Below are 25380 nucleotides of genomic sequence, written 5' to 3'. Positions count from 1 at the left end.
CCCAACCATCCGTTGACAGTTAGGCAATACCATTAATGCTTTTCGCTTGCCATACTCATGTACACGATAGTCAACATCATGAAAATGAATGCTTGTAGCGTAATAATCAAAATGTGGAAAATCGCCCAAGGCACAGACAACGCCCACTGGATCCAGAACGGTAATAACGCGATAAGAATGAAGATTAACTCACCCGCATACATGTTACCGAACAGTCGTAGAGCCAATGAAACTGGTCGCGCCAAGAAAGTGGTCAATTCCAACAATAAGTTGAATGGAATCAAAAGCACTTTAGCAACTGGGTTACTTGGGTTAAATGGGTTAAGTGCTAACTCACCAACGAAGCCGCCAACACCTTTCTCACGAATACTATAGAAAATGATCAAGAAGAATACAGAAATAGACATACCGAGGGTAACGTTTGGATCTGTAGTCGGAACAATTTTAAAGTAAACCTGATGAGGGTCTACACCCAGCATAGAAGCAATCGCGTGTTGAGCTACATAAGGAATAAAGTCAACAGGGATCAAATCCATCAAGTTCATGAGGAAAATCCACACGAAAATGGTTAAAGCTAAGGGTGCAATTAATCGAGACTTCCCGTGGAAGGTATCACGTACACTTGAATCTACAAACTCGATAATCATTTCAATTGCAGACTGGAACTTGGTAGGAACACCAGCATTAGCCGCTTTCGCAACCAACCAGAATAACAAACAGAAAATCAGACCCAGTCCGATAGACCAACCCATTGAATCCAAGTGAATAGCAGTGAACCCCATCTGTTGAGCTTCAGCACCGCTCTCGGCCAATTTCCATGTACCATCTGGCATTTTGCCATAGGTCATGTTGGTCAAGTGATGCTTGATATACTCGGTCGAAGTAAGGGCATGTTCTTCAGCAGCCATAAATCACACCTGGTCAATGTCAAAAAACTAATAGAACAAACGAATATCGCGTGCTGCTTGATATCTCGCCTGCTCCTGAAAAACTTTTCAATTTCTTGTTGTGTCTATACTCATTTTTGTAGACGTGACGCCCAAAACGGAGCGACCCACGACATGGCTTGAACAAGTATAAAACCACAAAACAACGCCACCGCTGACAACGGTTCGACATTGCTTAAAATTAAAATGAAACCAACAATCACAATTGCAAACTTTCCCATTAAGCCTTTATACATGTTCGAAAGAACTTGTTTAGACGCGCGGGCTCCTGCTGCTCGAAACGATTGCCACGAAAAATAACAAGTCGCGAGCCAACAAACGAGCGCACCTAATGCTGCACTCAGGGCTGCGGTTGAGTCTTTCACGACCCAGCCGATCAAGGCTGAAACAGGGATCATACAGGCTTGCAGGAGGACCAAAGCTTTCGCTAATCGTCGGTCAATCAAGCGACTAGTTCGGCTCATTATTTATTCACTCACAGCAATCATGCTTGACAAGTTTAACAGGTGATTATTTTTAATCGCAGGCATTATAGAGTTACACCCCTGAACATGCAATCTTTTCCCGACCTTAGTCGTGTTTTTTTAAATCTGGGCAATGCTGTTAAACTAATCAAAATCTGTCTATTTTTTAAATCATTAGCGTGCATTTAATACGCACTTCTGGGTTTCTGCTGCTAATTGCTGCCAGGCTTGCACAAAGTCCCCTGCCCCGCTCATGCTTTCATCGACATGCTGAAACACCACCGGTTTCAGTTTTCGGTACTGATTTTCACTGGCATGACCTTCGGCCAGAAGGCACATTTTAGGCTGTGGGCGATGATCCTGTAAGAACTTGATTTGTGCCACAGTTGGCGAGACATGTGGATCATCGGTCAGTGCGCCCATGAATTTCAGATTCAAGGGACGTTCCAGATATTGATAGGCATCATGATACGACCAGTAAGCTTTGGCTTTAGTGCTGGAACTATAACGCTGGGCCGTCGCAAACATGCTTTGCGCAAAGTCGCGTGCATTTTTCCAGTACAGTTCACGGTTCTCCGGCAATTGTTGCGAACGCAGCGCCGCAATAAAGAAGCCAATCCTTACGGCATTATTTGGATCGAGCCAGACATGCGTATCAATGGTATTTTTTAAGGCCTCACCACGCGGGTTACGCATCGGCAATGTGGTCAAAATACCGGATTCCAAAATAGCGATACCTTTATGACTGTCATTCAGCACTTTGGCCAGCGGTGCTTCATGCGCCTGACCCAGCCAGATCACCAGACCGGCATCCTGAATGATTTTACGATGTGCCGGGGTCAGACTGACATCATGTCCGCTCTGATTGGCCAGTAATAAAGTCGGCTGTTCCACGCCCTGGGTAATTTTCTTGGCAATCAGATAGATCGGCTGAGTCGAGACCACCAGACTTTGTGACCAACTGAGTGTGCTGAACAAAGCCAAAAGACCCATTGCAAGGAGACGGAACATGAGTAGAAATCACTTAAAAACGAGAAAATTAGTGAGTGTTATAATATAACAAAAATACAAAAATACCTATGCCCAATCGAAACTCTGAACGCTTCATGTTAAGATTTGAAATCTATTAATTTTCAGTTTCGCACTTGAGGTGAACTATGGGTTCTTGTTCGCACGAACACCACAACGCATTGCACGGCGTACACGACCATCCCAATGTCGCACAACGTCTTGCTGAAGCGGAAAGTCTTTGTGCAGCAACAGGCGCACGCCTTACCCCTTTGCGTAAAGAAGTGCTGGAACTCATTTTAAATGCGACTGGCCCGATGGGGGCTTATGATTTACTGGCACAAATGAAAAATGCCAGTGACCGTCCTGCGGCGCCACCTACGGTATACCGAACTCTGGATTTTTTATTGGATAAAGGGCTGATTCACCGCCTGACCTCGATCAATGCCTATATTCCTTGTTGCCATCCACGTGAAGGGCATCAGGCGGCTTTTTTAATCTGTACCGAATGTAAAGCGGTGACAGAAGCATCAGCGCAAGGTCTGCTTGACCAACTTGATGCACTTGCAAGCTCGGATGACTTTAGCGCACATCACAGTATTATTGAAATTTCAGGAATCTGTCAGCAGTGTCGCAACAAAGCTTAAGTGCCTCCCCCCTGATTCAGCTCTCCCAGATCTGGGTCAAGATTGATGAGCGTGATATTTTAAAAGCCATTGATTTTTCATTGCAAGAAAAAGAGATTGTCACGCTGATTGGCCCGAATGGTGCAGGCAAGTCGACTTTAATTAAAGTCATGCTCGGCATCTTGAAACCGCAATCCGGTGAGATCAAAACTGCACGTAAACTGAAATTCTCTTATGTGCCGCAAAAATTCAATCCATCGCATAGCTTGCCGCTGCGGGTCAAAGATTTACTGGCGCTGGAAAAATGTCCATCCAAAATCAAAACTGAAATTATTCGCGATACTGGCATTAGTAAACTGCAAGATTCCAAAGTTCAGCAACTCTCAGGCGGTGAGCGTCAGCGGGTGCTCTTGGCACGGGCCTTATTACGCCAGCCCGATATTCTGGTACTGGATGAACCGATGCAAGGTCTGGACATTCAATCCGAAGCTGAACTGTATGAATATGTGCGTAACTTGCCGGAAAAATATGGCTGTGCCGTATTAATGGTGTCACATGACCTGCAATGGGTGATGCAAGGTACGACTCGGGTGGTGTGTCTAAATAAGCATATTTGTTGTAGCGGTCTGCCGGAAAGCGTACAGCAGCATCCAGAATATCAGGCAATCTTTGGCACCAACCGGGTGTTTTATCAGCATCATCATGATCATTGTGCGCATGGCGATTCTGCTACGCCGTGTCAGCATGATACGCGCCCTCATATTCACCCCGAGCCGGAAGCTTAGACCATGATGGATTGGTTACAACTCCTTTTACCTGCATGGATTATGGGCACGCTACTGGTGTTTCTGACGGCACCGCTAGGCTGCTTGATGCTGTGGCGTCGTATGTCATTTTTTGCTGATACTATGGCACATGGTACTTTACTAGGTGTTGCGATTGCAGGCGCCTTAAGTCTACCGCTGTGGATGGGCGTGACCTTCTTGGCATTATTGCTGGTTGCCATTCTGTGGGTGCTACATGATCCCCGCCTCCCCAATGATGCCCTGCTTGCACTGTGTTCAGCGACCTTACTTTGCTCGGGTTTATTGTTTATTCAACATTTACCAAGTTTAAGACCTGAACTGCTCAGCTATTTATTCGGTGATCTACTGACCATTTCCTGGACGGACTTGCCCACGTTTGCCATTGTGATCATTCTGGCCTTAGGTGTTTTATATAAAAGCTGGCAAGCCCAGATTCAGATCGCGATTGATCCGGATATGGCGGTCAGTGAAGGGGTAAATGCCAAATGGCAACGCCTGATCTTTATGTTGCTATTGGCACTGTTTACCGTACTGGCTTTACGTGCAGTCGGTTCCCTATTGATGGGTGCATTGTTGGTTATTCCTGCTCTGACTGCTCGCCTTTTGGCAAACTCTCCACGCCAAATGGTGATCTGGGCATTCGTGATTGCACAGATTGGCGTGACAGTAGGCCTCTGGTCGAGCGCAGGCCTTAATACTTCAACTGGGCTGACCATTGTGCTGACCATGGCAGTGTTATTTGCAATGATGTTTATCTTTCAGAAATTTAAAAAGCTGAGCTAGGACATGGGGACTAAACGCTACTTTGTGAGTGCCTGTTTGCTCGGTCAAAAAGTTCGTTACGATGGCAAGGATTGCCTTGTCAAAGAAGTGCTCGAATCTTTAGTTCCAAATCAATATATCAGTCTGTGTCCTGAAATCTCAGGTGGACTACCGATTCCACGTCCACCTGCCGAAATTCAAAATGGTTCAGGCTTAGATGTACTTGCGCAAAAATCTTTAGTTATAGATATTCTAGGCAATGATGTTTCTCAAGCTTTTATACAAGGTGCATATCTCGCTTTAAAAGTTGCGCAAGACTTTCACGCCACACATGCAATTCTTAAAGCTCACAGTCCCTCTTGTGGTAGTGATTTGATTTATAACGGATCATTTTCAGGACATAAAATTCAGGGCGATGGTGTTACCGCTGCACTCTTTAAACAACATGGTATTGTTGTGATGACTGAAGATGAATTCTTGGCGCAATTATCACAGACTATTCTTTAATTTATAAAAGCGAAATTCAGGATTAAACAGCCCAATCAAAAATAAAATCGTGAATGCAATCCAAAAGAACCACGCCATCATAATTACCTGATCTTTCATTCATTCTTCAGATTGAGATGTGTTAAACACAAACCATGTTTTCCAGCCTCTAATATATGCTGCCCCGCCCCACGAAATAATCCACTTGGTTAAAATGCAGTTTAAGACATAGATCAAAATCCATAATGGCGTTGACATGCTGCTTTGCCTATTATTGTTTTCATGCGATCAAACTAGATGAAATACGCTTAAAAATCAATTAATAGACTTAAAAATGTATTCCATACTGTTATTGATGTACCAAACTCAACAAACTAGCAGCACAACCGAATAATACGGCAAATGTACGATTTAGAATTTTCTGTTGTTTTGGTGACTTGAGCAATCGTAAAACTTTTGCAGCAAGCCCCGTGTAGCCCGCCATCACAATCAGATCAATCGTGATCATGGTCAGCGCCATAATCACATACTGAATCCATTGTGGTTTGGATAAATCCAGAAATTGTGGCAATACAGCCAGTAAAAATACAATGGCTTTTGGATTACTCATATTCACCAAAAAACCATATAAAATCAGTTTTCCCGCAGATTTACGTGCCAATTCATGTTTAATTTCGATGGATTGTAGTGGCGCTTTCCACTGTAAAATAGCCAAATATAATAAATAGCCCACACCAAACCATTTCACCACCAAAAATGCCCATGGCGTGGTCGCAAACAGCACCCCCACTCCGGCTGCCACCACTGCAATCTGCACCAGTAATGCCAGTTGCAGACCCAATGCATTCCAGTAGCCATGTCGAAAACCATAATTCAGCCCACTCGACATCGAGGCAATTGCCCCTGCACCGGGTGAAACACTAATCACCCAACAGGCCAGCATATAGGCAAACCACATTTGGTAGGACATGAACATTCAACTCTGGAAAACTTGCACAATATTATAGGACTTATCCAATAGGTTCAGGCTAAAAAATTGCTTAAATATAAGGCGCTGCACTGTTCACTCTGCAGAGCTTCAGGCACAATATGTGCATTAAAAAACAGGATTTATCATTACAGGAGCCATGAATGACAGCCCAATCGGTAATCTTGCCCCTCCCCTCAGATCATGCTCGCTTTATTGTATTGCGTCTTAAAGACTTAAATATTGAAGCACTCAAAGAAAAATTAGAACATCTTTTTACTTCTCGTGATCGTCTGATTACGCAACATCCTCAAGCACAAATTAAAACAGCGGTCGCTTTTGGTCCTGAGCTTTGGTCAAGACTTTATTCACAAAGCCCTGCGGGTTTCAAACAGCTTGAACCGATTCAGGGTTCATTTGCAATGCCGGTTGTTCCGGCAGATATTCTGATTCATATTGCCAGTGCACGGGCGGATATCTGTTTTGCGCTGAGTCAGGCTTTTTTTGAAGGAATTCAGGATCAGGTTGAAGTTCTGGATGAACGTGTCTGCTTCCGCTATTTTGATGGCCGTGATGTGACAGGCTTTATTGATGGCACTGAAAATCCGCAATTCCCAGATGATCGTGCTGAGGTGGCATTACTTAGTGAAGATACGGGCATTTTCCAGGATGGTTCATTTATTTTTGCCCAGCGTTATGCGCATGATCTGGAAAAGTGGAAAAAGCTGAAAGTCGATACTCAAGAGCAAGTGATGGGTCGTACCAAACTGGAATCGATTGAACTGGAGGATGAGGTTAAACCGGCAAATGCTCACGTTGCACGTACTGTAGTGGAAGATGAAGAAGGCGAAGAAATGGAGATTCTCCGTCATTCCTTGCCTTATGGTGATGGCCGTGGTGACCAAGGTCTATTCTTCATTGCCTATACCAAAGATTTAACTATTATTGATGCCATGTTAGAGCGTATGTTTGGTACGTCTGGCGATGGGATCCATGACCGCTTGCTACACTTCGTCACTCCACTAGATGGAGCATATTACTTTGCACCGAGTGAAGAGTTGTTGGAAGAAGTTTTGGAAGGGTGAAGTTAAAAAAGATTGCTACATTAATGATGTAGCAATCTAGTAACTTATTTTTTCAGTAATTTCTTAGAATTTATATTTTCACAACCTAATGTATAGAATAAACATTTTAATTCTAAATTCAATACTAATTTATAATTATTAATTTTACCGTTACCTTCGCTAATATCCGCCTCATATAGATATTCTCTTTCTTTGACAAAATAAGAAAAATTATCACCAGCCAATATATTTAAATAATTACTTTCTAAACTCTTAGATGAAGAATCTACTACTGGAACCTCGACTACTAAATTTGATAATTTATTATATATAAATATATTAGAACTAAATTTTTTATAAGCTCTTTTCACATAATCTATTTCACTAAATTCTCTTGTTCGAAAAGCTACTATTTTTTCATCTTGATATAGTATCTTTAAATCGACACTAGATTTTAAAGGCACTGTACTTTGGAACAAAGTATATTCTATTTGATTATTAAAGACCTCAACACCATAACTTTTAAGAATATAATTTCCACCAGAATATTTTTTATTTTTATTACCGTAATCAACCAAACCTAACTTTAAGTTTTCATTTAATTGAGAAAAACTACCAAATTGATCTAAAAACAAAATTGGCTCATTGGTTTGTATAGCACTCTGCTGATAATCATTCCAATCTATATTATTCGAATGACACGATAATGAAAAAAAAGTACTAATTATTACTAGGAATTTAATTATTTTCATATTTTTTAAAAAGCCTAAATTAATTTATTTAAAAAAAAGGGGATAGGATCAAATCTTCCTTGTAGGCCTTTACCCAATAATGGCGAGCTTCTTGTCTCAAAATGTAAATGTCCACCCTTTGAAATAGTAGTCATTCCACTCGCATTTCCACTAGAACCTGTTTTACCTAAAACTGTTGTAACATCCACAGCATCTCCCTTTTCAACATTTATTGTAGATAGATGTGCATAAAAAAAGTAAATAAAATTACTGTTTATAATGTTTTTTAATGCATAATTTTTTTGTTGTATAGGCAGGTCATCAATGTTTACTTCTAATACAACAATTTTACCATATGGCCCTCCACTATCCTTTGCGACAGCAATAATGCCACTACATACTGCAAAAATATTTGTACCTGAGTCAGCAGCTAGATCTATACCCTGATGATTTCTTGTACCTCCATTTCTAACCTTCCCAAAAGTGGCACTTTTGATATTTGCAAGACCAGCAGTTCTTAACTTATTTACTGCTAAAGGATCTACCCATATTTCACTTCCTCCTACAGGTTTATTTTCTTGTACTTCTTTACTTAAGATTGGTGTTGGTGTTGGTGTTGGTGTTGGTGTTGGTGTTGGTGTTGGTGTTGGTGTTGGTGTTGGTGAAGAAGTTTGTTCTAATAAAATTTTTATTGTTTCTTCTAAAGATAAATTTACCCCGGAAGTTTTTGATTTATCCAGTACATAATCATAAATATTAATATGTGCATCAATATAAGCTCTTAACCATGCTCCATAGGCAGCTTTTGCATCATCATTATATCTTTTCAAATAATCTGAGGCTCTTTGTTTACCTTTACTTCCAAATTGTGCAAATAACAAATTCTTCGCTCTTTGTTGAGAAAAACTATTTTGTATGAATGACCTAGTACCACCCGCTCCTTCATGATGTAATAGATAAGCAAATTTCGCTATTGAACTTGGTTCTGTTAATTTTTGATAAGGCAATTTTGACCATTTAAAGTTAACGACTGCATAAGCTGCTGCTGCATCAATAGAGAATTCAGGAATGAATCTCAAATTGAGAAGTTGCTTCTCAGTGAGCTTCTTATTTTTTGAAGCATATTGTCCTATTAGAGTATGTTGATTTTTACAAATTTCAAGCCAAGTACTTTTTAAAAATTGTGTTAGTCCAGCAGCATTTGTACTTGCATTAAAACTTTCCGGATCCCATTCACCATTACTTTTTTTTGCAGCCTCAGCATGAATTAAAGCTGCGAGGCTATGAGGTGTAAAATTATGCCGCTTCGAAGCCTCTATAACGAATTTTCTATATTTATTATTGACGCTACTTAGAATAAAGTTTTCTTCTGTAAATTGGCTTGCAATTATATGAGTACTATTACCTGAATCAGTCCTTTTTTGATCACTTCTTGGCTCCGGCAAAGATGATTTATTAGTATGTAGCTCATCTATTTTTTTACTTCCTCCCATTATAACTGGGTCTGCTAAATTTTTTAATGATTGTTTAATTTCATCTAATGTCTGTTGGGCTATACCAGACTTAGGATAATGTACACCTGAAACCTTCATTTGTCTTGAAGTTAATCTTAAAACTTTTTTACCTATAGGTAATTTTTTATGATGAGCTATTAGATCAAAGGCACCTTTAATATTTTTATAATAAACTTTTAGTCCTTTTAAATGGTCTAATATTTCTATATTATAGATTACACCATCTTTAAAAATTATTTCTTTTGACTTATCATCATATTCTAGCTTTACAGTACCTTTTGGAATTGACTTAAAAGATAAATCTAATAATATGATTTTTAAAACCACTTCAGCATTAATCTTATTCTTTTCATTAATATAAATTTTTTGACCTATTCTTATTTTATGGATCATAGAAGTATCTAATTCATTAATTTCTGCTATTTTTTTCACAGTAATATTAAATTTTCTCGAGATACCCCATAATGTATCTCCTTTTTTTACGATATAATAATTCACAGAGACTACCTTTATAATTATTCAATATCTTCCAACTGAATTCCATGCTCTCCCACATCAAACTCATCTTCTATATCAGGCACTTTAAATTCCAAATCTTCAAAGCTACTAGACCATTGTTTAAATCCTACTAATGCTTCATAAGCTAATGATTTTTGAAAAATAGATAATTCAGACTTACCCTTTAAATCAGTTTTACCTTCCCATAAAATTTCCTTATTTTCAGGTGTGAACATAGTTACCTCTGCACCTTCAATTCCTGTACCGCCCAAACTAGTAAATAAAAAATCTACAGCATATGGACCAATTTTAGGCAACTCAGGTAAATCATAAAAAGTTTTAGCCCCTCCCATAAAACTATGCTGCCCCGCCTTACACTCAAATTTCCCACCAGTTGTGACACACACTCCACTGCTATTAATCTTTATTTGAGACCCTCCCGCGGTTAGCAGGATCTCTTTCGGACTGGTGATCTCAATCTTGTCTTCAGTTGAAATCAGCTTAATCACCTTCCGTGCAATTGCTTCGATGGCATCATCTTGGGCCTGTATTTCAATTTTACCTTTGCCTGCGTATAAGCGTGCTCCGTTCTGGGCAGCAAATAGGCTGATCTTGTGCTGCGCATGTGCAATCAGAGACTGTTGAGTCGATAGATGGATACTTTCCCCTGCACTGTAATTTATCTGCTGGTCTGCAGATAAATGAATATTTTCATTTGTACTCAGCGCAATCGAATGTGGTGCCGTTAATACCATAACAGCCTGTTTAAATGCAGTGGCTTTGCTCGCATCTTCAGTTTCTAGTTGATTCAGAAATTGTTTTAAGCTATTAAAAAGCTCAAGCGGATCAGTTTGCTGAGCTTCTGCCATGTCACTCAGAACTTTGGTGTTATTCAGATTTGATTCCATCTGGTTCTTGGTAGGCTTAGCATCCAGGTGATTACCTGCTGCTGTATCTTGCGAATAGGTCGAAATCAGTAAGCCTTGCCCTGCTCGTACCACCCCCCACTGATCTGTCCTAAGTTCAAACCCTTCCCCACGACCTTCACTCGATTCTGTTTCTTTAGGATGACTGAGATTTCCTAAATTCAACTGGCTAGCACCATGACTACTGTGTAACTGTGCACTAATCTGATCCGTCGTATCATCAAAACGCAGCTGGTTGAAACCCTCACCCTCTACTTCTTGGGAACGGATCCCACTGAGTTTTCTGGTGGCTGGTAATTGTCCCTTCGCATCAAACATCACTGGATGTCGTTCTGCTTCGTGAATCCGTCCCATAACAAAGGGCCGATCGATATCGCCTTCAAAAAAATCAATCACTACCATTTCACCAACTCGTGGATGCAATCTGACTCCATAACCTTCACCAGCCCAAGGGGTTAATACATCAATCCAGGCCGAATCGCTATCATTGTCATTGCTGCCTGCACCAGCATCATGTTGATGGTCATCACTTCGGGTAAATAGAAAACGAACTTTCACTCTTCCCCAAGCATCGACATGGATTGTTTCACCTTCAGGCCCGACCACTCGAGCTCGCTGCGGATATGCAACGGGGCGATGCATAAAAGGCTGATATTCAGGTACGACGGGGATGTCACGGCGGACGATATACAACTCATTGGCCTGCCGTTCTTCCTCCGAAATTTGCCAATCACTTTGACCGAGCAAGCTGTCTAGCTGCAATAAAATATCTTTAGGTAAATTATTCTGGTTATAGAAGCGTTTACCCAAAATCAAAAATTCACGCTCATGCACGGGATGCTGATCAATTTCAGCATGCTGTTTTAATTCAAACCAATACCCGACCTGAGCATCACGTACACTGCTGCTGGCTTTAAAATATTTGGATTGCAGCGCATGATAATGATTGAGCTGCTGATTCAGTCGTTCCAGTTGTGCCGTACCAGATGCCGTCACCTGATCCTCGGCATTCAAATCACCTGTCCAGGCCGGACTAATGTTCCAGGCATCTTCAAGATTCAGACTGGCCGTATCCTGCACGCTACTTTGCTGATGAGTATTTAATAAGGACTGGCTTTGATCCTGCGCAAGGTGCTGCGCTTGCCAGCGCTGGGTATGGGTACTGTTGGAATTAAGCTGACGTACGGCAATCAGACTGGTCAGCGTATCAAACTGCTCGGTGGCATGACTGCGATGGAAGCGGATTGAACGGCGTTTTAAAGCTGAAAAGGCTTGAGAATGATCGATTAAACGCAGGTTCTGCGGCTGAATCTCAGTAGCGGACACCGGAACAATGGAGTGCTTTTCATCAATCAGCCAGTTTATTCCTTCACTACGCCATAAACGCGTTAAAAAATCATAATCCGACTCATTGGACTGCATCACAAAAGGGCGTACATCGTAATCCCGATTTAATCCGGTCAGGTCCAGACTAAGACTGGCTGCAAATAATGCACTTCTACTTTGCCATTCACTAAATAATATTTCACTGATTTCGCGCACGCTCTTATTCATAAACACCCGACTATTACGGCGTTTGTGCCAGAGTGCAGTAGCATCCTGCATGGTCAGTTTATACAGACTCAAGGCACCGTCGCTGTGTCCCTGACTGGCTGCGGTAATAATGCCACTGGTTCGAAAAAGTTCGCCACGATCTGTTACCTGATCTACTGCCACCTGACAGCCTATAAATTGCTTTAAAGCAAGATTGGCCTGCGTAGAAAGGCAGATCAGTTCTGCCTGCAGACCCTGATTAATCTGATGCTGGCCATCAATCCGCTGAATCAGGACCTGATGATTTAAGAGCAGATGTGAAAACTGCAGATGCAGCGCACGATGCTGCCGGTTCAGCCCAAGTTGCTCCAGCAGCAGATGAATATGTTTTGGCATTTTATAGTTATAGTTTTAAGCATTATTATTGTGGAGCAAATTCTAGGAAAAGTTGTCCATTTCGTCCAGCTCGGTGTGCATTTCACATAATTAGGCATTTGATTTTCAGTAATTCAATTGCACCTATTCAATAAATCTCTGAAAAATAGAGGTAAAAATAATGCCAAATATTTCAGAATTTTCTGATTATCCAGAGTAGAACTTGCTGCTACACTGGATTCAATCTTATTTTCAAGGCCAAGGACATGCTGAAATTCCCCTCTAAACTGCCTGATCTAGGCATCACGATTTTTAGCACCATGTCGGCCCTGGCACGAAGACTCGGCGCATTGAACCTTTCACAGGGATTTCCAGACTTTCCTGCGCCACCGGCATTGATTGAGGCTTTGAGCCGGGCCAGTCATAACGGATTTAACCAGTATGCACCTGGAGATGGCTTGCCGATATTGCGTGGGCTGGTGGCCGATCTGTATCGACAGCGCGATCAGCTGAGCATTGACCCGCTAGAAGAGATCACGATTACTTCCGGCGCCACAATTGCGATTTTTTGTGCGATTCAGGCCACAGTTCGTGCGGGTGATGAAGTGATTATTTTCGATCCGAGCTATGACAGTTATGCACCTGCAGTACAGCTGGCTGGTGCAACGCCTGTACATATTGCATTACAGCATCCCGAGTTTTCTGTGGACTGGAATCAGGTGAAAGATGCCATCAATAAGCGTACCCGCATGATTGTGGTCAACACTCCTCACAACCCCAGCGGTAGTGTCTGGTCCAGAGCAGACTGGCAACATCTGATTGAGCTGATCCGTGAGCGCAATATTGTGGTGTTATCCGATGAAGTCTATGAACATCTGGTTTTCGACGGCGTTCAGCACCATTCAGCCTGGTCATTTCCTGAACTGCGCGAGCGTAGCTTCGTGATTGGTTCTTTTGGTAAAACCTTTCATGTCACCGGCTGGAAAACCGGTTTTTGTATTGCGGCACCGCCACTCATGAAAATGTTCAGACAGATTTATCAGTTTGCCAGCTTCTGTGGCGTGACTCCGATTCAGGTGGCTTTGGCGGAATACATGCAACAGCATCCTGAACATATACGCGAACTTTCCCGGTTCTATCAAAACAAACGTGATCTATTTAATTCATCAATAGAAACATCACGTTTTAAATGGACGCCCTCTCAAGGAACTTATTTCCAGAATCTCGATTATTCGGCTATCCGGCCTGATTTAAATGATGTAGAGATGTGTCATTTTCTGGCAGAGCAACACGGGATCGTGGCAATTCCAGTCTCTGTGTTCTACCAGCAAGCGCCTGCCGATTTACGCCTGCTCAGGTTCTGTTTTGCAAAAAAAGAACAGACCCTGATTCAGGCAGGTCAAATTCTTTCAAAGGTTTAATTCAAATTTTAACTAAAATTCTTATAAAATAAATGCCTTAGTTACTTAAAAGCTAAGGCCTTTATTCCTGCTTTATTCAATAATAGCAACATAATTAAATAGATGAAAAATCAATAACAGGATAGGGCATGGCACAGCAATCACTGATCCAACAACAGAATTTATGGAAGGCCTTTCTGGTATTTCTGTTGCCATTAATTGCAACCAACATCCTGCAAAGCCTTTCAGGTACGATTAATACGGTTTTTGTCGGGCAAATGCTGGGAGTCAATGCCATTGCTGCGGTTGCGGTATTTTTCCCGATCCTGTTTTGTTTGATGGCTTTTGTCATTGGCTTATCTGCCGGTTCTACTGTACTCATTGGACAGGCTTGGGGCGCAAAAAATATCGAAAAAGTGCGCTGTGTGGTCGGTTCAACTTTATTTATGACCTTGATTGGCGGAAGCTTGATCGCGCTGTTTGGAGTGATTTTTGCCGAAAATATCCTCTTGGCGCTCGGTACAGATCCGGAGGTGATGCATTTATCCTTGCCCTATGTGCAATGGATGCTGGCAGGTAGTCCCCTAATTTTTATTTATATTATTTATACCTCTATCTTGCGCGGTGTAGGCGACAGCACCACACCGCTGTTTGCTTCCGCACTCACCATTGGCGTGGGCTTGGTAGTCACCCCGATATTAATTGCCGGATATTTTGGCTTTCCCCAAATGGGCATTATCTCGCCGGCAATTGCCACCATTTTGGGTAATCTGGCCGTATTGTTGTTTCTAGTCCTGTATTTAAATTATAAACAACATCCGCTTAGGCTGGACTGGGCATTATTAAAACATATCCGCCATCAGCCTAAATTAAGCAAAATTATTTTAAGTCTGGGCGTTCCGACTGGAATACAGATGATCACGACTTCTGTCGCCGGTCTGGTGATTGTCGGCTTGGTCAACCGCTATGGCGCAGAAGCAACGGCTGCCTATGGTGCGGTCAACCAGGTGTTAAATTATATCCAGTTTCCTGCTCTGTCGATTGCGATTGCAGCTTCTGTGTTTGGTGCACAAGCGATTGGTGCAGGAAAATCCGATTTACTGAATAAAGTCACACGGACTGCACTCAGTATGAATATTCTGTTTACTGGCGGTTTGGTGGTTTTGGCCTACCTGTTCTCAAAATATTTAATGGCACTGTTTATTACTGATCCTCAGGTCGTGGTGCTGGGTCAGCAACTTTTATTCATTGTGCTTTGGTCCATTTTATTCTTTGGTGCCAGCGCCATTTTTGCTTCAATTATGCGTTCAAGTGGTACGGTAACTGCACCGATGCTGATCAATATTTTTGCAATTCTCTGTATTGAAGTTCCTGCCGCTTATCTGTTTAGCCGGTGGTGGGGGCTAGAAGGGATCTGGTATGCCTATGCGTTGGCCTTTGTCAGCATGTGTATTTTGCAGGGACTGTATTATCAGTTGGTCTGGAAGAAAAAAACCATTAAAATATTGGTTTAGCTTCATTATTTTACATGCCTACAGCCTTACAGCAACTCACTCCTGATCTGCAATAAAAAATTAAAAACCCGCTTTCGCGGGTTTAATATCCAATGATTTAAGCAGATTTTTTCTTCTTTTTTCCGAATTGGCTTGCCAGTGCAGTGACATGCTGATAGCCGCTTGGCAAGATCCGTTGAATCAAATCAACAGCTTTGGCATCGTTACCAATTAATAAACGGCGTTTGTCTTTCTGTACCGCCTCCAGAATCTGACGAGCGGCTTCTACTGGCGGGCAACGCAGCAGTTTATTAAAATTACGGGCGGCTTTTTCCGGATTCATGCCCAAGGTCAGCATACTGTCATTCATTTTCGCAGCATTGGCAATATTGGTACGAATTCCCCCCGGATGTACACAAAGTGCACTCACACCGCAATTTTGCAGATCCAGTTCCTGACGCAAGGATTCGGTAAAACCACGCACTGCAAACTTGGTCGCGTTATATGCCGACTGGGTCGGCTGCGCGGTTAAACCAAACAGACTGGAAATATTAATCACATGACCATCGCCGGTTTTCTTGATTAAAGGCAAAAATTCTTTGGTGCCATACACCACGCCCCAGAAATTAATGTCGACGATCCATTCCAGATCTTCATAGCTCGCACCTTCTACGGTACAGCCAAGTGCCACGCCGGCATTGTTAAAGATCATATTGACACTGCCATGATCCTGCTCCACCTGTGCTGCCCAGCTGCGTACCTCTTGTAGCTTGGCCACGTTAACTTTTTGAATCGTCACCCGAACATCACTGCCCTGCAACAATTCAACCGTTTGTGCCAGTCCTTGTTCATTAATATCACTTAGTGCCAGATGACAGCCTTGCTGTGCCAGCAAAACTGCCAGCTGCTGACCGATCCCTGAACCGGCACCGGTAATGGCAGCGACTTTATTCTTAAAATTTTTCATTGAATTTCCTTATGTAAATAACTGCTCTTCCATGACAGCAGGATCTTGTTCTGTTGTTTCAGGAGTTAGCACAGACCCTCAATATAATTTTGACAATATATATTGTCAATAATTATCCGATGTCCTTAGCGGCCAAATTCCTCTGCTGAATTTCGACATAGGTCAAAGCGTGATTTATTGCTAAGATATTCAAAATCTTCATGCAGATGAGTAGCCAGGCTTTATGACCGATTCAATCAATGCAGCAACACCATCACGACCACCCAAAAGCAAGGAACGTCAGTTTAAAGGCCTGTCGATGGCTGAGCGACAGCAGGTACGTCGTGAAAAGCTGATTGAAGCCGGTATTGAAGCTTATGGCAGCCATGGCTTTTTTTCAGTAACCGTGAAAGATATCTGCAATGAAGCCAAACTGACTGAACGTTATTTTTATGAATCTTTTAAAAAAAGTGAGCACCTGTTTCAGACCATCTTTTTAAAACTGATTGATGAACTGCAACAGAATGTCATGCAGGCCATGATGCAGGCATCCACTGATCCGAAAAAAATGATTGAAGCGGGTCTGACTGCCCTGCTTAGCACCTTGCGTGACAATCCGCGTATGGCACGGATCATTTATATTGATGCCATGCTGGTGCAGGAGTTGCATAATCAGGCCACCATTCATGAAACCATGTCGCGCTTCGACCGCATGATTCATGCCTTTGTCATGTTAATGATGCCGCAGTTAAATCGTAGTGAGCAGGAAATTTCACTGGTGTCGACCGGTTTAAATGGCTATGTCACCCAAATTGCCATTCGCTGGGTCATGAGCGGATTCAAGCAGTCATTGGAGGAAGTTTTATCATCGTGCAGTGTGGTATTTTTGGCATTATTGGAGTCATTTTCCGACAAAAAATAGCTGTTAAATCGAAGGCTTAACCAGATTTTCTGCATTCTAAAACAGGTTCTAATTTCTGCTGAAGCACCGATAAAAGTAAAATTAATTTATGATTTTTTAACAAGTTTCTTTACTAAAATTGTCACAAATCTTTGCGAATTTCAGCAGTTTTTCCCTTTCTGCAATGATACTGTCATAATTAGTCTTTGTAATAAGCCTGTCATAAATATAAAACGGTTCACCGTTTACATGAAATAGGGTATTGCGTTGTGAAAGATGACTACATATTAATCGTCGATGACGAACTCCCGATTCGGGAAATGATCCATACCTCTCTGGATATGGCCGGTTTTCAATGCTTACAAGCCGAAGATGCCAAGCAGGCGCATCAGATGATTGTGGATCAGCGTCCGGCACTGATTTTGCTGGACTGGATGATGCCGGGCGGGATCAGCGGTGTAGATCTATGTCGTCGTCTGAAACGTGATGAAAGCCTGTCAGAAATTCCGGTGATCATGCTGACCGCACGCGGTGAAGAAGACCACAAAGTACAAGGTCTGGATGCCGGTGCCGATGATTACATGACCAAGCCGTTCTCGACCCGGGAACTGGTGTCACGCATTAAAGCTGTCCTGCGCCGTGCCAATGCACTCAGCGGTGAAAAAACCATTGATGCCAATGGCCTGATTCTGGATCCGGTCAGTCAGCGGGTTAATTTTGGCGATAAAATTCTGGAAATGGGGCCCACTGAATACCGTCTATTGGCGTTTTTTATGACCCATCCGGAACGTGCCTATACCCGTGCGCAATTACTGGATCAGGTTTGGGGCGGCAACGTCTATATTGAAGACCGTACTATTGACGTCCATATACGCCGTTTGCGCAAAGTGCTGGAACCTTATGGCGCAAACCGCTATGTACAAACCGTACGTGGAACCGGTTACCGTTTTTCAACCCGTGCAGATGTGGCTTTAGGTTAACGTCTTTTAAGGTAAATCTTGTTTTATGTATGAACCCTACCCTGTCCCCGAACTGGCACGTGAGCACAAAAGAATCCGTTACAGCAGTTTATGGGATTTTGCCAAACAGGATTTACGCTTACTGGCTTTTTTCCTGATCATCGCCAGCCTTATCGGTTTTGGGATTGGGTATTTCTGGATTTGTATCGTCATTGCCTTTGTGGCGTTCTTTAGCACCCAGATGCGCTCTTTATATCTGGTCAATGAATGGATTTCTAATCGCCCTTATGATGTTCCGCCGAATATCGGCGGGATTTGGGGCGCACTGTTATTCAATGTTTATCGCGCTCAGCGGCAGGAACGGATTGTGCAGGCAGAAATGGTGGAACTGATCGATCGAGCGCAGTCTTCACTGGTGGCCTTGCAAGAAGCAGTGGTTTTAATTGATGAAAACCAGCAGATTGAATGGTGGAATCCAGCCGCCGAACGTCTGCTCGGAATTTCCAGTGATGACCGTCGCCGTAATATTTTAACTTTGCTGCGCCAACCGAGTTTTATTGAATATTATCATCATATTGATGAGTCACCAGATGGCCTGAAAATGCGATCTTCGCTGTTCGAAGATCATTATGTCCAGGTCAAAATGACCCGTTTCGGCGGTGAAAGCCGGGTACTGGTCGCCTATGATGTGACCCGGATGCACAATCTGGAACAGATGCGTAAAGATTTTGTCGATAATATTTCGCATGAGCTGCGCACGCCTTTAACCGTACTCAGTGGCTATATTGAAACCTTTACCGACCAGGAAGATATCAATCCGCGCTGGAAACGCGCCTTTGATCAGATGCAGTCGCAGACCCGACGCATGAACGCGCTGGTGAATGACCTGCTACTGCTGTCACGTCTGGAAAATGACAAAAATATTGCCAAAAACCAAATCATCGAAATGCCAAGTCTGATGAATCAGCTATTTGATGATGCACAGGCCTATAATATCGATTATGGTCATACCCTGAATCTGGACATTGACAGTCATTGCGATCTGATCGGTTCAGATATGGAACTGGCCAGCGCCTTTAGCAACCTGATCACCAATGCGATTAAATATACGCCTAAAGGTGGAATCATTACCATGGGGTGGCATGATGATGGTGAATCTGCCTATTTTGTAGTAGAAGATAACGGCATCGGAATTGATCCCAAACACTTGCCACGTCTGACCGAACGTTTTTACCGGATCGATTCAGACCGTAGCCGGCGTACTGGTGGCACCGGTTTAGGATTGGCAATTGTTAAGCATGTCCTGATGCAACATCAGGCACATCTCGAAATTGAGTCCAAGGAAAACCAGGGTTCCACTTTTAAGGTGATTTTCCCCAAAGAGCGCCTCAGCTTTCCAGACTGATATCCCCCATTAAAAAAGCTGCCATCGGCAGCTTTTTTTTCAGGATGCTATCTGTTTTTCTTTGGCCAGTGCACGCGCATAGGCTGCACGTTGCGATACCCGTTTCAGATAAGCCTGAATCGCCGGATAACTTTGGCCAGTCCGGCTTTGCATGGCCTCCAAAGGAAAACTCATCTGAATATCGGCAAAACTGAAGTGTCCGGCAAAATAGTCATGCTCGCTCAAATAGCGTTCCAGAAACTGGATATGATCTTTTAAGCGGCTTTGTACAAACTGTTTCTTCACTCCCTCACAAATTTTCTTGGCTACTGGTCGAATCAGTAAAGGGGTATGTTTCGGTACAGTGGTCATCACCAGTTGCATCACCAGCAGTGGCATTAATGAACCTTCTGCATAATGCATCCAGTAACGGTACTGGGCCTTGTCGGCAGGATCTTCTGGGCGAAACTGCTGCTGTTCATCATAGCTTTCCTGTAAATACTCCAGGATCGCCGCAGATTCCGCCAGTACCTGCTCCTGATCGGTCAGAATTGGTGCCTTACCCAAGGGATGAATCTGTTTTAAGGCCGGTGGCGCGGAAAGATTAGGCTGGCGCTGATAATATTGCACTTCATAATCCAGTCCTAACTCTTCCATTGCCCAGAGAATACGAAACGATCGTGATTGTTCGAGATGATGTAAAACACGCATATTAGACTCATGATTTTATTGTTCTTGCTTGCTGAGCATAGCAAAAAGCAGCGGAATGTAGCGCAATTTTTGATGACTGTAATGCTCTGTTCCCTAGGTTGCAGATTTGCCATTTTCAGTTCAAATCCGACAGGGTTCCATCCACCCCTGCAATTCTGATCGTTTATCTGGAAGCACGCATCCGGTCTGGAAATGCGGGAGCTTCTAAACGTGGTCCATCATAGGCCGGAATCGAACCGAAGCGTTCATGGCCTTCAATCCATTGTTGCCGCGCAATTTTAAGTTCCTCGGTGGTACGTCCGACCAAATTCCACCACAGTAAAATCGGGCTTTCAAATGGTTCACCACCAATGAGTAATACACGGCTCCCGGCATGAATATCAGCATTAACCTGCTCTAATCCCGGTTCAAGGATCAGCATGTTATCTTCCGTCAGTTCATGCCCATTAATGCTGGCCGTGCCCTCAAGTACCATAAAACCATATTCAAATTTTGGATTCAGGGCTAAGCTCGCACTGGTACTTTCTGCTGCATACAGGTCTACCCCGAGCAGTTCACTATGCACTTTTACCGGTGAAACGGTTTTTAAATATTCACCGACTAAGACGGTAAATTCGATGCCCTGATCATGCACTACCGGCAATTCAGGATAATGCTCAAAAGCCGGTGCCATATTGATCTTGTCATCCGGTAAGGCAATCCATAACTGCGCTGCATGCATATGCGTTTCGCTTTCTGGAGAAACTTCCGTATGTGAAATGCCATAGCCCGAGGTCATCAGATTGACCTGTTTGGGACGAATCAGCTGCTGAGTACCTAAACTGTCATTGTGCATCATGGTGCCTTGCAGCATCCAGGTAAAGGTCTGCAGACCAATATGGGGATGTGGCCCAACATCTAGGCCATCGCCTTGTGGAAAGCTGGCCGGACCGGCATGATCCAGAAAACACCAGGCACCAATCATGCGTTTATGTCGGCTGGGCAAGGCACGTTTGATTACGGTACCCTGTCCGATTTCGGCACGGCGTAAAGGGAATTCCTGAATAAACTGATTGACATATTTTTCACAATCATCCGAATTGGACAGTTCAATATCACTATTATTCGACATGGCTGAGCTCACCTCGGCATTTTCATTCTAAATCTTAAATTATGTGAAACATTCTTCCCTTGGACTGCTGCAAGATGTCTCCCTATTCAGGACAATGTACAGGGTCTATTTGCAAAATCTATCTTTGGAAATATTTAGATACGTATAAAACCCTTAACATCGCTTGATCGATCTAACTCCTGTTCAAGCGATCAAACCTGAATTTCGCAGTGTAACAGCCTGAGTGGAAGTGGCTCAATGCTGATTAGGGTGCTCTCAAGCCTGCGCTAGAAGCCATTTCGACATTGCTGGCCCAATTACCCAATGTTTCACGTGAAACGAATGATTTTAATTTAAAAATTAAAGCAATTAAAAATTATTTTTATGGATTTCAATCACTTTTGCAGCTAAAAAATATAATTTTTGTTACGTTTTAAAGTCAAATTTAAGTCAGATACCCATTTTTAGGGAGGTTATTTTTCATCCAATCACGGCATAATAGGCACCTATAAAAATAATACTGGACCAGGACATGTCTGCTCAGCATGAGAATATATATTCAACGGCGAATATATCTTTTCAAAACTCAACGACCGATAAATCACTGAAATTATCTGAATGTGATCTGCAAAACCGTCAGCTGATCGAACAGGCGCTGACAGATCCTCATGCTCGTATTCCTGCTCCATTTCAGCAATATTTTCATGATTATGTCTATACGCATAGTCATACTAATTTACGTCAAATTAACTATCTGGCACAAATTGCCTTTTTGCTGTATTTCTTTGCCGATATTCTGATTATTCCAGACATGTTTTTTATTTCTGGTCTGATACGCGTCATCTTGGTTCTAGGCGCTATGCTTTGCTGTTATTACTTGTTTAACACATATAAAAACATTCAGATTCTAGATAGAATCCTGCCGATCGCCACCACTGTGGCTGCAGCTGCATGGATTGGCCTGCTGGTGCTTTCAAGCAGCCCCCATGTTGCTACCTATATTTACGCCTCTGCGATCTTTATTCTCATCGCCAATCTGTGTATACAGACCCAATTTAAAGTTGCGGTCTATTGTTCCATCTTGATTGCCCTGTTTATCATGATTGGAGTGACCCAGTTAATGAGTGCATCTCAAGCCTTTATTTTTACTGTCGTGTTTAGTCCACTCTGGTTTTTTAGCATTTATATTAACTGGAATAACATTCTGAATGTACGGCGTTCCTTCCTGCGCTCTTTGCTGGACGAATGGAACTATCAAACCTTAAAAAATCTGGCACATACGGATGATTTGACCCAGTTATACAACCGCCGCCATTTTGTCGATATGGCTGAACGTTCTATTCATCAATGGCCCAAACATGCCAGCACCTGCCTGCTGATGTTTGATGTCGATCATTTTAAAAATATCAATGACAACTATGGGCATGACATCGGCGATCGCGTACTACAACTGATTGCTGAAGTCACCCGTAAAGAAATGCGCCATAGCGATGTACTTGCACGTTTTGGTGGTGAAGAGTTTATTGCTCTCTTGGAAGATACCCAGCTGCCAGACAGTCTGGTGATTGCAGAGCGAATTCGTTGTGCAATTCAGAAACAATTTGTTTATGCCAAACCGAACCAGCCCATTCGTTTTACCATTTCGATTGGTATAGCAGAACTGGAGTCGCCTACGCAAAAGCTGGAGGAGCTGATCAAGCAAGCCGATATCGCTTTATATCAGGCGAAAAAATCAGGCCGAAATCGGATTGAAGTTTATCATTCCAAAATGCTGGAAAAGCCCAAACCTGCTCCAGCCAATCCTTGGAATGCCTTTAAGCCCGTGACCCAGCAAGGTCATTCAAAGGCCAATCAAACCAAGCAGTTCTGGTCCGCCCTTTAAATAATGAAATCAGGAATATTAGTGAAAGCTTAAATTTTTATAAACTTTACATGGAAAAGTTGCATATTCTATCACGAAGAAAAAATCCTAATAAAAAAGAGCACCGAAGCGCTCTTTTTTATCGGGATATCTCCGATCAACCAGATATTTACTACGTGCATAGCGCTTGGCATCATTCAGGCAAGAAGCCGTGCTTCGTGAAATCCCTCACTGCCGCGAGCATAGCTCTTGGCGTAAAATCGGCTAAAAGCTATCGCTTTTAGAAATCCCGATTTTACTCCCATTCAATAGTTGCAGGTGGTTTAGACGATACGTCATACACAACACGAGAAACATCTTTAATTTCATTCATGATACGAGTCGAGATTTTATCGACTAGATCATAAGGAAGATGCGCGAAACGAGCAGTCATAAAGTCCACAGTTTCTACTGCACGCAGTGCAATTACCCATGCATAACGGCGACCATCACCGACAACACCGACAGATTTCACCGGCTGGAATACCGCAAATGCTTGAGCAGTCTTGTCATACCAACCGCTGGCACGAAGTTCCTGCATGAAAATGTCATCAGCAAGACGTAAAATGTCTGCATATTCTTTTTTCACTTCACCCAAGATACGCACACCTAGACCTGGGCCTGGGAATGGATGACGGTAAATCATGCTGTGTGGCAAGCCCAAAGTGGTACCCAATTTACGTACTTCATCTTTAAACAAGTCACGTAATGGTTCAACCAGTTCAAAAGCCAAGTCTGCTGGTAAACCACCCACGTTGTGGTGCGATTTAATCACATGTGCCTTGCCCTGTTTGCTTGCAGCAGATTCAATCACGTCTGGATAAATCGTACCTTGTGCAAGGAATTTTACACCATCTAATTTACGTGCTTCTTCAGCGAAGACAGCAATAAATTCACGGCCAATAATTTTACGTTTTGCTTCAGGATCAACTTCGCCTGCAAGTGCAGTCAAGAAACGCTCTTCAGCAGCAGCACGAATCACGCGGATACCCATGTTGTCAGCAAACATTTGCATCACTTGATCGCCTTCGTTCAAACGAAGCAGACCGTTGTCTACAAATACACAAGTCAGCTGATCACCGATCGCTTTATGCAACAGCGCGGCTACAACAGATGAATCCACACCACCAGAAAGACCCAGTAATACTTTTTCATCACCAATCTGTTGGCGAAGCTGTTCTACACGTAGATCAATAATGTGTTCTGGCGTCCACAGACCGCGACAACCACAAATTTGATGCACGAAGTTTGATAGTAATTCTGCACCTTTAGACGTATGTGTAACTTCAGGATGGAACTGAATACCATAGAAACGGCGAGTTTCATCAGAAACCATCGCAATTGGACAGCTAGGCGTTTGTGCAGTGATCTGGAAGCCTTCTGGAATACGGGCAACTTTATCGCCATGGCTCATCCAGACATGCAGCTGGTTTTCACGGTCCTGTAAATTACCGATCAGCTTGTCACGTACCACGATATCAACTTCGGCATAGCCAAACTCATGTACATGACCCGGCTCAACTTTACCACCAAGCTGTTCGCACATGGTTTGCAGGCCATAACAAATACCCAATACCGGCACACCCAGCTCGAATACCACTTGCGGCGCACGCGGGCTGCCTTCAAGGTGAACGCTCTCAGGTCCACCAGACAAGATGATACCGTTTGGATTAAATGCACGAATGTCTTCTTCAGACATATCATAGGCATACATTTCAGAATATACACCAGCTTCACGGACACGACGTGCGATGAGCTGACTATATTGAGAACCGAAATCCAGAATCAGGATACGATCTTCAGTAATTTGAGTATTGGTAGTCATGACGAACAACTATGAAAGGCAAACGAAAGATAAGCGCCGTATTCTAGCATTTTTCTTGTGTTTA

The 25380-nt window shown here is 42.9% G+C and carries 22 protein-coding genes; 11 read left to right on the top strand and 11 right to left on the bottom strand.

Going from position 1 to position 25380, the window contains the following annotated elements:
- Positions 1-32: 32 nt before the first annotated feature.
- From atpB to FTU44_RS12505, 3 genes are all read right to left on the bottom strand, one after another.
- Positions 33-908: a F0F1 ATP synthase subunit A gene (gene atpB, locus FTU44_RS12515; protein ID WP_005094552.1), complete on the bottom strand. Its 876-nt coding sequence runs from the start codon at positions 906-908 to the stop codon at positions 33-35.
- Positions 909-1018: 110 nt separating this feature from the next.
- A complete protein-coding gene (locus FTU44_RS12510; protein WP_005173819.1) occupies positions 1019-1411 on the bottom strand; it encodes an ATP synthase subunit I in 393 nt (130 codons plus the stop codon).
- 174 nt (positions 1412-1585) lie between these two features.
- Positions 1586-2422, bottom strand: a complete 837-nt coding sequence (locus tag FTU44_RS12505) for a metal ABC transporter solute-binding protein, Zn/Mn family (protein WP_005094557.1) — start codon at positions 2420-2422, stop codon at positions 1586-1588.
- Positions 2423-2568: 146 nt separating this feature from the next.
- On the opposite strand from FTU44_RS12505, the gene FTU44_RS12500 reads away from it, so the two are divergent.
- Genes FTU44_RS12500 through FTU44_RS12485 form a run of 4 tightly spaced genes read left to right on the top strand, consistent with a single transcriptional unit; the run spans position 2569 to position 5120 of the window.
- Positions 2569-3066 carry a transcriptional repressor gene (locus FTU44_RS12500; protein WP_100355400.1) on the top strand — a complete coding sequence of 166 codons (498 nt, stop codon included), beginning with the start codon at positions 2569-2571 and terminating at the stop codon, positions 3064-3066.
- On the top strand, positions 3048-3830 hold the full coding sequence (znuC, locus tag FTU44_RS12495; RefSeq protein ID WP_005173813.1) for a zinc ABC transporter ATP-binding protein ZnuC: 783 nt from the start codon (positions 3048-3050) through the stop codon (positions 3828-3830). The genes FTU44_RS12500 and znuC overlap by 19 nt, the downstream gene beginning before the upstream one ends.
- A 3-nt stretch (positions 3831-3833) precedes the next feature.
- Positions 3834-4634, top strand: coding sequence for a zinc ABC transporter permease subunit ZnuB (gene znuB / locus FTU44_RS12490; protein ID WP_100329705.1), 801 nt, complete (start codon positions 3834-3836; stop codon positions 4632-4634).
- 3 nt (positions 4635-4637) lie between these two features.
- Complete coding sequence (locus FTU44_RS12485) at positions 4638-5120, top strand: DUF523 domain-containing protein (protein WP_005094567.1); 483 nt, start codon at positions 4638-4640, stop codon at positions 5118-5120.
- Positions 5121-5448: 328 nt separating this feature from the next.
- Here FTU44_RS12485 and FTU44_RS12480 read toward each other — a convergent pair whose 3' ends face one another.
- On the bottom strand, positions 5449-6069 hold the full coding sequence (locus FTU44_RS12480) for a LysE family transporter (RefSeq protein ID WP_005094568.1): 621 nt from the start codon (positions 6067-6069) through the stop codon (positions 5449-5451).
- Positions 6070-6230: 161 nt separating this feature from the next.
- Between FTU44_RS12480 and FTU44_RS12475 the strand changes: the two genes are divergently transcribed.
- A complete protein-coding gene (locus FTU44_RS12475) occupies positions 6231-7151 on the top strand; it encodes a Dyp-type peroxidase (RefSeq protein WP_005094570.1) in 921 nt (306 codons plus the stop codon).
- Between the two features lie 44 nt (positions 7152-7195).
- Here FTU44_RS12475 and FTU44_RS12470 read toward each other — a convergent pair whose 3' ends face one another.
- The 3 genes from FTU44_RS12470 to FTU44_RS12460 are packed head-to-tail and all read right to left on the bottom strand — an operon-like array spanning position 7196 to position 12728.
- A complete protein-coding gene (locus FTU44_RS12470) occupies positions 7196-7882 on the bottom strand; it encodes a hypothetical protein (protein ID WP_100358038.1) in 687 nt (228 codons plus the stop codon).
- A gap of 14 nt (positions 7883-7896) precedes the next feature.
- Positions 7897-9873, bottom strand: a complete 1977-nt coding sequence (locus tag FTU44_RS12465; RefSeq protein WP_180050934.1) for a LysM peptidoglycan-binding domain-containing protein — start codon at positions 9871-9873, stop codon at positions 7897-7899.
- A gap of 17 nt (positions 9874-9890) precedes the next feature.
- On the bottom strand, positions 9891-12728 hold the full coding sequence (locus FTU44_RS12460; RefSeq protein WP_159138887.1) for a type VI secretion system Vgr family protein: 2838 nt from the start codon (positions 12726-12728) through the stop codon (positions 9891-9893).
- A 245-nt stretch (positions 12729-12973) separates the two neighbouring features.
- Here FTU44_RS12460 and FTU44_RS12455 point away from each other — a divergent pair, with 245 nt between their 5' ends.
- Positions 12974-14128, top strand: coding sequence for a methionine aminotransferase (locus FTU44_RS12455; RefSeq protein WP_159138888.1), 1155 nt, complete (start codon positions 12974-12976; stop codon positions 14126-14128).
- A 128-nt stretch (positions 14129-14256) separates the two neighbouring features.
- Positions 14257-15621 (top strand): MATE family efflux transporter, encoded by a 1365-nt coding sequence (locus tag FTU44_RS12450; RefSeq protein WP_159138889.1) that lies wholly within the window; start codon positions 14257-14259, stop codon positions 15619-15621.
- 97 nt (positions 15622-15718) lie between these two features.
- Here the strand turns inward: FTU44_RS12450 and FTU44_RS12445 are convergent, their stop codons facing one another.
- Positions 15719-16567, bottom strand: a complete 849-nt coding sequence (locus tag FTU44_RS12445; protein ID WP_074383703.1) for an SDR family oxidoreductase — start codon at positions 16565-16567, stop codon at positions 15719-15721.
- 223 nt (positions 16568-16790) lie between these two features.
- Here FTU44_RS12445 and FTU44_RS12440 point away from each other — a divergent pair, with 223 nt between their 5' ends.
- From FTU44_RS12440 to phoR, 3 genes are all read left to right on the top strand, one after another.
- Positions 16791-17468 carry a TetR/AcrR family transcriptional regulator gene (locus FTU44_RS12440; protein ID WP_074383704.1) on the top strand — a complete coding sequence of 226 codons (678 nt, stop codon included), beginning with the start codon at positions 16791-16793 and terminating at the stop codon, positions 17466-17468.
- A 248-nt stretch (positions 17469-17716) separates the two neighbouring features.
- On the top strand, positions 17717-18427 hold the full coding sequence (gene phoB / locus FTU44_RS12435; protein ID WP_005094589.1) for a phosphate regulon transcriptional regulator PhoB: 711 nt from the start codon (positions 17717-17719) through the stop codon (positions 18425-18427).
- Between the two features lie 25 nt (positions 18428-18452).
- Entirely contained in the window at positions 18453-19811 is a 1359-nt protein-coding gene (phoR, locus tag FTU44_RS12430) for a phosphate regulon sensor histidine kinase PhoR (RefSeq protein ID WP_005094591.1), read from the top strand.
- A gap of 39 nt (positions 19812-19850) precedes the next feature.
- On the opposite strand, the gene FTU44_RS12425 is transcribed toward phoR, so the two are convergent.
- Positions 19851-20501, bottom strand: coding sequence for a glutathione S-transferase family protein (locus tag FTU44_RS12425; RefSeq protein ID WP_005094592.1), 651 nt, complete (start codon positions 20499-20501; stop codon positions 19851-19853).
- Between the two features lie 163 nt (positions 20502-20664).
- On the bottom strand, positions 20665-21612 hold the full coding sequence (locus FTU44_RS12420) for a pirin family protein (protein ID WP_159138890.1): 948 nt from the start codon (positions 21610-21612) through the stop codon (positions 20665-20667).
- Between the two features lie 511 nt (positions 21613-22123).
- Here FTU44_RS12420 and FTU44_RS12415 point away from each other — a divergent pair.
- Positions 22124-23473: a GGDEF domain-containing protein gene (locus tag FTU44_RS12415; RefSeq protein ID WP_159138891.1), complete on the top strand. Its 1350-nt coding sequence runs from the start codon at positions 22124-22126 to the stop codon at positions 23471-23473.
- A gap of 274 nt (positions 23474-23747) precedes the next feature.
- On the opposite strand, the gene guaA is transcribed toward FTU44_RS12415, so the two are convergent.
- On the bottom strand, positions 23748-25316 hold the full coding sequence (gene guaA, locus FTU44_RS12410; protein WP_180050931.1) for a glutamine-hydrolyzing GMP synthase: 1569 nt from the start codon (positions 25314-25316) through the stop codon (positions 23748-23750).
- Between the last annotated feature and the right edge of the window lie 64 nt (positions 25317-25380).

The organism is Acinetobacter sp. YH12105, from assembly GCF_013419095.1.
Classification (GTDB): domain Bacteria; phylum Pseudomonadota; class Gammaproteobacteria; order Pseudomonadales; family Moraxellaceae; genus Acinetobacter; species Acinetobacter pseudolwoffii.
This window is presented reverse-complemented; position numbering and strand designations above follow the sequence as displayed.

Coding starts and splice junctions, on each gene's coding strand:
- FTU44_RS12450 (WP_159138889.1), top strand. CDS start 14,257: ATGGCACAGCAATCACTGATCCAACAACAGAATTTATGGAAGGCCTTT.
- FTU44_RS12475 (WP_005094570.1), top strand. CDS start 6,231: ATGACAGCCCAATCGGTAATCTTGCCCCTCCCCTCAGATCATGCTCGC.
- FTU44_RS12510 (WP_005173819.1), bottom strand. CDS start 1,411: ATGAGCCGAACTAGTCGCTTGATTGACCGACGATTAGCGAAAGCTTTG.
- FTU44_RS12440 (WP_074383704.1), top strand. CDS start 16,791: ATGACCGATTCAATCAATGCAGCAACACCATCACGACCACCCAAAAGC.
- atpB (WP_005094552.1), bottom strand. CDS start 908: ATGGCTGCTGAAGAACATGCCCTTACTTCGACCGAGTATATCAAGCAT.
- FTU44_RS12425 (WP_005094592.1), bottom strand. CDS start 20,501: ATGCGTGTTTTACATCATCTCGAACAATCACGATCGTTTCGTATTCTC.
- FTU44_RS12480 (WP_005094568.1), bottom strand. CDS start 6,069: ATGTCCTACCAAATGTGGTTTGCCTATATGCTGGCCTGTTGGGTGATT.
- FTU44_RS12420 (WP_159138890.1), bottom strand. CDS start 21,612: ATGTCGAATAATAGTGATATTGAACTGTCCAATTCGGATGATTGTGAA.
- FTU44_RS12485 (WP_005094567.1), top strand. CDS start 4,638: ATGGGGACTAAACGCTACTTTGTGAGTGCCTGTTTGCTCGGTCAAAAA.
- FTU44_RS12415 (WP_159138891.1), top strand. CDS start 22,124: ATGTCTGCTCAGCATGAGAATATATATTCAACGGCGAATATATCTTTT.
- guaA (WP_180050931.1), bottom strand. CDS start 25,316: ATGACTACCAATACTCAAATTACTGAAGATCGTATCCTGATTCTGGAT.
- FTU44_RS12445 (WP_074383703.1), bottom strand. CDS start 16,567: ATGAAAAATTTTAAGAATAAAGTCGCTGCCATTACCGGTGCCGGTTCA.
- FTU44_RS12460 (WP_159138887.1), bottom strand. CDS start 12,728: ATGCCAAAACATATTCATCTGCTGCTGGAGCAACTTGGGCTGAACCGG.
- znuB (WP_100329705.1), top strand. CDS start 3,834: ATGATGGATTGGTTACAACTCCTTTTACCTGCATGGATTATGGGCACG.
- FTU44_RS12455 (WP_159138888.1), top strand. CDS start 12,974: ATGCTGAAATTCCCCTCTAAACTGCCTGATCTAGGCATCACGATTTTT.
- phoR (WP_005094591.1), top strand. CDS start 18,453: ATGTATGAACCCTACCCTGTCCCCGAACTGGCACGTGAGCACAAAAGA.
- FTU44_RS12505 (WP_005094557.1), bottom strand. CDS start 2,422: ATGTTCCGTCTCCTTGCAATGGGTCTTTTGGCTTTGTTCAGCACACTC.
- FTU44_RS12470 (WP_100358038.1), bottom strand. CDS start 7,882: ATGAAAATAATTAAATTCCTAGTAATAATTAGTACTTTTTTTTCATTA.
- FTU44_RS12500 (WP_100355400.1), top strand. CDS start 2,569: ATGGGTTCTTGTTCGCACGAACACCACAACGCATTGCACGGCGTACAC.